We start from the raw sequence: 7167 nt of genomic DNA, 5'->3' as shown, positions 1-7167 counted from the left end.
GGGTGTCCCGCACCGAGCTGATCCAGAAGTCGGCCACCGTCGACGACCGGGTCGCCGATCTGCGCGCCGAGACGCTGCCGGCGACGGTCCGCGAGAGCCTCGACGGGGTACGCAAGCTGGACGACGTCCGCACCGCCACGCTCGCCGGCCGGGCCAGGCCGGACCAGATCCTGACCGCGTTCAGCGAGGTCGACACCGCCCTGATCGACGCGCTGCGACTGCCGTACCAGGTGGACACCGACACCGCCGCCGGGCGGCAGGTGCTCGCCCTGGACGCGTTGCTGCGCGTCGACGAGGCGCTCAGCTCCTGCACCACCCAGATCGTGCTGGTCAAGGCGACCGGCGACCCGCGGATGTCGCGGTCGTTCGTGGCGTGCATGGCGGCGCTCAACGTCGACAACCGGCGCTTCCGCCGGCTGATCACGCCGGAGCAGCTCAAGGTGGCCGAGTTGGACGACGCGGCGGTGGCCGCGCGGACCAGCCCGACGTTCCTGGTGGACAGCCTCCGGGACCCCGACGCGGCGATCGCGCCGGTCTCGCTGGACGTGCTCTTCCCCGCGTCCCGGTCGATGATCACGCTGGGCCAGTTCGTCGAGAAGAAGGTCGTCGCGGACGTCATCGCGGAGACCCGCGCCCGGGAGCGGGAGGCTCTGACCGCGGCCTGGCTGGTCACCGTGGCGGCGGGCGTCATCCTGCTGGTCGTGGTGCTGCTGAGCATGACGGTGGCCCGTACCGTCGCCCGCCCGCTGAGCCGGCTCACCCGCTCCGCCGAGCGGGTCGCCCGGGTCGCCGAGGCGGAGCTGACCCGGGTCGCCGACGACGAGTCCGAGAGCGTGCCCCCGGTACGCCTCGACCCGGTGGAGGTGAGCGCCCGGGACGAGATCGGTGAGCTGGCCCGCGCGTTCGACCGGGTGCAGCACACCGCCGCCCGGCTGGTCGAGCGGCAGGTGGCCGGACGCCGCAACGTGGCGCAGATGTTCGGCCACGTCGGACGGCGTACCCAGAACCTGGTCGGCCGCCAGATCGCGCTCATCGACCGGCTGGAGCGGCAGGAGACGGACCCGGGCCGGCTGGAGCACCTGTACCGGCTGGACCACATCTCCAGCCGTCTGCGCCGCAACGCGGGCAGCCTGGTGGTGCTCTCCGGCGCCACCGGCTCGGACGGCCACGTGGCGCCGGTCCCGCTGGCCGACGTGGTCCGGCTCGCGCTCGGCGAGATCGAGGACTACACCCGCGTCGACGTGGAGGTGCCGCCCGGCGTCGCGGCGGCGCCGGCGATCGTCGGCGACCTGGTGCTGACGCTGGCCGAGCTGATGGAGAACGCCACCTCCTTCTCGGCGCCGCACACCCGCGTGGTGGTGACCGGCGAGCTGACCGACGGCGGCGCCCGGCTCGTGGTGGTCGACCACGGCATCGGCCTGACCGAGGAGCGGATGGCCGAGGAGAACGCGCGGTTCGACCGCCGGGAGCGGCTCGACCTCGCCCCGACCGAGGTGCTCGGCCTCTTCGTCGTCGGCCGGCTGGCCCGGCGGCACGGCTGGCACGTCCGGCTGACGCCGACCCCGGGGGGCGGAGTCACCGCCACCCTGGAGGTCCCGGCCGACTCGCTCGTGGTCCGCCGCCCCGAGCCGGTCTTCGCCACCGCCACGCTGGCCCGCTGTGCCGCCCGGCGGGCACGAGCACGGGACGGCAGCGGTCGAACCGCCCGCCGGCTTCGACGCGGAGCTGCTGAGCCGGGCCACCCGCAGCATGTCCAGCGGCGACCCGTGGAACGCCTTCGGCAAGCGGGACGACGCTCCGGAGCCGGCCGAGGATCCGGGCCTGCCCACCGCCGGCGCGCCGCCCGCCTGGCCGCCGGCCGCAGGTGCGCCCGCCACCCGGCCGGCCGGGCCGGTGGCGCACCCCGGCCGTACCTCCCCGCCGACACCGGTCGTCGGCCCGGTCCCGGTCGCTCCCCCGGCCGCCGGGCCGACGACCGGCCCGACCCGCACCGCGCCGGCCGGCCCAGCCCTGACCCCACCGGCGGGTCCGGCCCTGACGCCGCCCGCCGGCCCGGCCCTCGCACCGGCCGCCGGGGCCGGCCTGGCCGTCGGGCCGTCGTCGCCACCGGCTGTCCGGCCGGCGCGCACGCCGACCGTCGGGTCCGCGCCCGTACCGACCGCCGGACCGGCGTCGGCCCCGCCGGTCGGTCCGGCCCGCACGGCACCCCCCGCCGGTGGTCGCCCGTCGGTCCCGGCCGGGCCGGAACCGGTCGGCCCGCCCACCGGACGGCCCGGCACGCGGTCGCCGATCCGGCAGCGGGTGCCCGGCGCGAACCTCCCGGCCCCCGCGCCCACCACCCCGGCCGCCCCGGCGACCGGCGGGCCGCTGATCGGCGTACCGGCCGATCCGGCCTCCGTCCGGGCCCTGGTCGAGGCGTTCCAGGACGGCGTACGCCGGGCCGAGGGCCACACCACCCTCGTCCCGCCCGCAACGGAGCGTCCCCGGCTGAGCCGGCGGGTGCCGGGCGCGAACCTGGCCGACACCCCGGTCCAGTCCACGCCCCCGGCCAGCTCCGACCCCGGCGACCCCGTCGAGGTCCGCAATCTCGTCAACGAATTCGAGGCGGGCGTCGCCCGCGCTCTGCGCGAAGTCAGCCCAGACCGTCATTACGAAGAGGACCCATCACGGTGACCAGCCCCTTCTTGCACGACAACATCGAACAGAGCGCCGCCGGCGACCTCAGCCCCGAGGCGCGCACCTTCAACTGGCTGCTCGACTCGTTCACCTCCAGCACCGCCGGGGTGATGGAGGCGATCGCGGTCTCCTCGGACGGGCTGCTGATGGCCATGTCCGCCATCAAGGACCGGTCCAACGCGGAACGGCTCGCCGCCGTGGTCTCCGGCATGACCAGCCTCGCCGGAGGCGCCGCGAGCTGGTACGCGCTGGGCGCGCTCAACCGGGTGATCGTCGACATGGCCGAGGGTTACCTGCTGATCAGCGCGATCAGCAGTGGTTCGGTCCTCGGCGTCGTCGCCGACCGGACGGCCAACCTGGGCACCGTGGCGTACGAGATGACGCTCTTCGCCGGCCGGGCCGGCGGCGCCCTGAGTCCCCGCCTGATCGCCGAGCTGAAGAACGCCGTTCAGCAATGATCCCGGGGGCCGCCGGCGCGGACCCGGAGCCGGAACCCGGCATCCGGGTCCGCCCCTTCCTGCACGCGTCCGTTCCGGTTCCGGAGCCGGACGCGGGCGACGGGGAGCCGACCGGCCCGCGCCCGTTCGTGCTGACCGCCGGACGAGTGGACGGCGACCCGGCGATCGGTCTGGAGACCCAGGTCACCGCTCGTCCGGGCAGCACCTCGTGGGCGGTGACGGCCCGGCTGTCCCCGGAACTGGCGGCGATCGTCGCGATCTGCGCCGAGCCCGTCTCGGTGGCGGAGATCTCCGCCCGGACCCGGATGCACTTCGGTGTGACCCGGGTACTCGTCGGCGACCTCCGCGCCGCCGGCCATCTCGACGTGCACGTCGCGGACGGCGACGACGCCCTCGATCCCGACATCATCCTGCGAGTGATTGATGGACTTCGTGCGATCTCCTGAATGGCCGGCGGCGGCCCTGGGCGGGCCGTCCGCGAACAGCGCCCCGAGCCGCTACGGCGGACCGGCCCCGCTGATCGGCCGCGCCACACCGCCACCGCCCACCCCGCCGCTGCCGTACCTGCCGCCCGGGGTGCCGCCCCAGGAACCGGCCCCGATCGTGAGCCGGGTCCCGGCGCCCCGCCCGCCGATCCCGGTCAAGATCCTGATCGCCGGCGGGTTCGGGGTCGGCAAGACCACCACGGTGGGGGCGATCTCGGAGATCGCGCCGCTGACCACCGAGGCCGAGATGACCACCGTCGGGATCGGCATCGACGACCCGGGCGGCGTCGCCGGGAAGACCACCACGACCGTCGCCATGGACTTCGGCTGCGTCACCATCGACCGCAGCCTCAAGCTCTACCTCTTCGGTACGCCCGGTCAGGCGCGGTTCGGTTTCATGTGGGACGACCTGGCCCGGGGGGCGCTCGGCGCGCTCGTGGTGGTGGACAGCGCCCGCCTCGACGACTGCTATCCGGCCATCGACTTCTTCGAACGTTCCGGGCTGCCGTTCGCCGTCGGCGTCAACGCCTTCGACGGGCGGCTGGCCCTCGACCTGCCGTCGATCCGCTGGGCGCTGGCGATCGCGGAGCACGTGCCGCTCGTGCAGTTCGACGCCCGGGACCGGCTCTCCGTCCGGGACGCCCTGCTGGTCGTCCTGGACCGGGCGCTGGACCGGGCGACCCGTTCGGGGCGGCGCGGCGACGGGCCCGCCCCGCAGCCACGGGCGGGCTGAACACCGACAGTCGTTTCGATCCGTTGTCTGGCGAAGGGGTGGACGCCATGAGAGGTGATCTGGACGAGACACTGGCCCGGATGGCGCGGCGCGAGGAGGCGATGCGCCGCCGGGCGCCCGGCGAACCGGCCGGCGGGACCGACCAGGACGTGGTCCCGGAGGAACTGCCGGCCGAGCCGGGCAACGGGCGGGCGGGCCACGGCGCGTACCGGCTGCGGGGCGGCGCGGCGCCGGCGCGGCGTGACCCGGTCGAGGAGGTCGCCGACGCGGTCCGGCGGGTCGTGGCCGACCACCCCGGGGTCGCCGTCACGCTGCGGGTGGAAGTGGGCGACCAGGCGTACCCGCTGCGGGTCTCCTGGTCGGGCCCCGCGGTCACGGTGGGCCCGGCCTCGGCGCCGACGCCCCCGCCGGCGTGGCCCATGTCGGTGAAGACGGTGCCCGCCCCCGGGCAGGACTCGGTCGAGTCGGACCCGGCGGCCCGGCTGGCGGAGATGATCCGGCGGGATCCCTCGCTGCTGGACGGCCCGGACCCGCGCTGAGGCGGCACCTCGTGGTCACGGCGGCTACTGTCGGCGGGTGGCGGAACCCGATCTGACCCTGACCGCGACGCTGCGGCCGGCCGCGCTCGACGCCCGCCGCGGCGTGGTACGCCTGCACCCCGAGGTGCTCACCGCGCTGGCGCTGCGCCCCGGCGATCCGGTGCGGCTGACCGGCCGCCGGACGACCGCCGGCATCGCGGCCGCCGCCGACCCGGGCACCAGCGGCGTCCTGCTGCACGCCGACGACCTGCTGCTCGGCAACCTGGGGCTGCGGGCCGGCGGCCAGGTGACGGTGAGCCCGCTGCCGGCCACCCCGGCGCGCCGGCTCACGCTGGCCGGCCCGGCCGCCGTGGTCGCCGCGGTCCCGCCGGAGATGCTGCGACTCGCGCTGCTCGGCAAGGTCGTCACGCCCGGCGACGACGTCTCGCTGCTGCCGCAGGACGTGCTCCCGGACGCCGCCGTGCGCGGCCTGATCGAGGCCGCGCGGCGCAGTCTCGCCAGCTCCGTCGGGTACGCCTGGACCAGCACGCTGCTCAACGTCGTGTCCGTCGAGCCGGCGGCCGGCGCGCTCGTCACCATGGACACGGTGGTGGGCTGGGAGCACGGTCCGGCCACCCGGGGCTCCGGCCCGGTGTCCCCGGGCGCGCCCGTCTCCGCGCCCTCGGCCGCGCCGGCCGGGACGGAACGGGCCGAGGGCCTGCTCGGCCCGGAGGACGCCCCGGACGTCGACGAGCTGCCCGGCCTGCGCGCCCAGGCCGAGGAGCTGACCGAGCTGCTGGACCTGGGCTTCCACCACCGTGAGGTGCTGGGCCGGCTCGGCACCACCGTCTCGCTCGGCGTGCTGGTGGAGGGACCGGCGGGCTCGGGCAAGTCAGCGCTCGTGCGCGCCGTCGCGGCCCGGGTCGGCGCGGGTCTGCGCCCGCTCTGGGCGCCGGAGCTGGCCGCGCTCACGAACGACGCGGCGGCCCGCAGGCTCCGCGAGGCGGCGTCGGCGGTACGCGCCGGCGGACCGGCCGTGCTGCTGGTCACCGACGTGGAGGCGATCGCCCCGGCCGACGAGCCGGGTCCGCTGGCCACCGTGTTCCGCCAGGTGGTCGCCGAGGCGCTGCGGGCCGGCGTGGCGGTGGTCTGCACCAGCGGGCGACCGGAGGCGGTGGACCCGGGACTGCGCGGCCCGGACCTGCTGGCGCTGCGGATCACCGTGCCGCTGCCCGACGCGGCGCTGCGCCGGGAACAGCTGACAGTGCTCACCCGGCAGGTGCCGCTGGCCGGCGACGTACGGCTGGACGAGGTGGCCGGCCGTACCCCCGGGTTCGTCGCGGCGGACCTGGCGGCGCTCGTCCGCGAGGCCGGGGTACGCGCGGCGCTGCGGCAGAAGACGGCGGAGACGCCGACGGTGGCGATGACGGACTTCACCGAGGCGCTGGAGGTGGTCCGGCCGACGACGATGTCCGCGTCCACGCTGGAGCTGGCGTCGGTGACGCTCGACGACGTGGGCGGACTGCACGACGTCAAGCAGACGCTCACCGAGTCGGTGCTCTGGCCGCTCACCTACCCGGACACGTTCGCCCGGCTGGGCGTGACGCCGCCGCGCGGGGTGCTGCTCTACGGGCCGCCCGGCTGCGGCAAGACCTACCTGGTCACCGCGCTGGCCGGGTCCGGGCGGGCGAACGTGTTGTCGGTGAAGGGCGCCGAGCTGCTCTCCAAGTGGGTGGGTGAGAGCGAGCGGGCGGTGCGGGAGCTGTTCCGCCGGGCCCGCCAGGCCGCGCCCACGCTGGTGTTCCTGGACGAGGTGGACGCGCTGGCCCCGGTACGCGGGCAGGCCAGCGACGGCGGCACCACCGACCGGGTGGTGGCGGCGCTGCTCACCGAGCTGGACGGGGTGGAGGCGCTGCGCAACGTGGTGGTGGTCGGCGCGACGAACCGGCCGGAGCTGGTCGACCCGGCGCTGCTGCGTCCCGGCCGGCTGGAACGTCTGGTCTACGTGCCGCCGCCGGACGGGCCGGCCCGCGCGGAGATCCTCCGCGCCGCCGCCCGGGGCGTACCGCTCGCGCCGGACGTCGACCTCGACGCGCTCGGCGCCGAGCTGGACGGCTTCTCCGCCGCCGACTGCGCCGCGCTGGTACGGGAGGCGGCGCTCGCCGCCATGCGGGAGTCGCTCAACGCGAGCACCGTGACTGCCGCGCACGTCGGGGCGGCCCGGGACCGTGTCCGGCCGTCGCTGGACCCGGTGCAGCTCGCGCACCTGGAGTCGTACGCCGCCGGCCGGTCCTGAC

Annotated in this window: 5 protein-coding genes and 1 pseudogene; all 6 read left to right on the top strand. The window is 76.3% G+C overall.

Annotation, left to right across the window (positions count from 1 at the left end; all coding sequences use genetic code 11):
- Positions 1 to 2673: pseudogene (locus MCBG_RS22175) on the top strand (ATP-binding protein); the annotation flags it as partial.
- Positions 2670 to 3134, top strand: a complete 465-nt coding sequence (locus tag MCBG_RS35285; RefSeq protein WP_043327977.1) for a roadblock/LC7 domain-containing protein — start codon at positions 2670 to 2672, stop codon at positions 3132 to 3134. The pseudogene MCBG_RS22175 and the gene MCBG_RS35285, both read left to right, overlap by 4 nt.
- A complete protein-coding gene (locus MCBG_RS22165) occupies positions 3131 to 3580 on the top strand; it encodes a DUF742 domain-containing protein (protein WP_043327976.1) in 450 nt (149 codons plus the stop codon). The genes MCBG_RS35285 and MCBG_RS22165 overlap by 4 nt, the downstream gene beginning before the upstream one ends.
- On the top strand, positions 3558 to 4352 hold the full coding sequence (locus MCBG_RS22160; RefSeq protein ID WP_176722823.1) for a GTP-binding protein: 795 nt from the start codon (positions 3558 to 3560) through the stop codon (positions 4350 to 4352). Before MCBG_RS22165 ends, MCBG_RS22160 begins: the two co-directional genes overlap by 23 nt.
- A 47-nt stretch (positions 4353 to 4399) precedes the next feature.
- Positions 4400 to 4891: a hypothetical protein gene (locus tag MCBG_RS22155; protein WP_043330885.1), complete on the top strand. Its 492-nt coding sequence runs from the start codon at positions 4400 to 4402 to the stop codon at positions 4889 to 4891.
- 37 nt (positions 4892 to 4928) lie between these two features.
- Entirely contained in the window at positions 4929 to 7166 is a 2238-nt protein-coding gene (locus MCBG_RS22150; RefSeq protein ID WP_043327975.1) for an AAA family ATPase, read from the top strand.
- Position 7167 lies beyond the last annotated feature (1 nt).

The sequence above is a fragment of the Micromonospora sp. M42 genome (assembly GCF_000568915.1).
Taxonomy (GTDB): domain Bacteria; phylum Actinomycetota; class Actinomycetes; order Mycobacteriales; family Micromonosporaceae; genus Micromonospora; species Micromonospora chalcea.
This window is presented reverse-complemented; position numbering and strand designations above follow the sequence as displayed.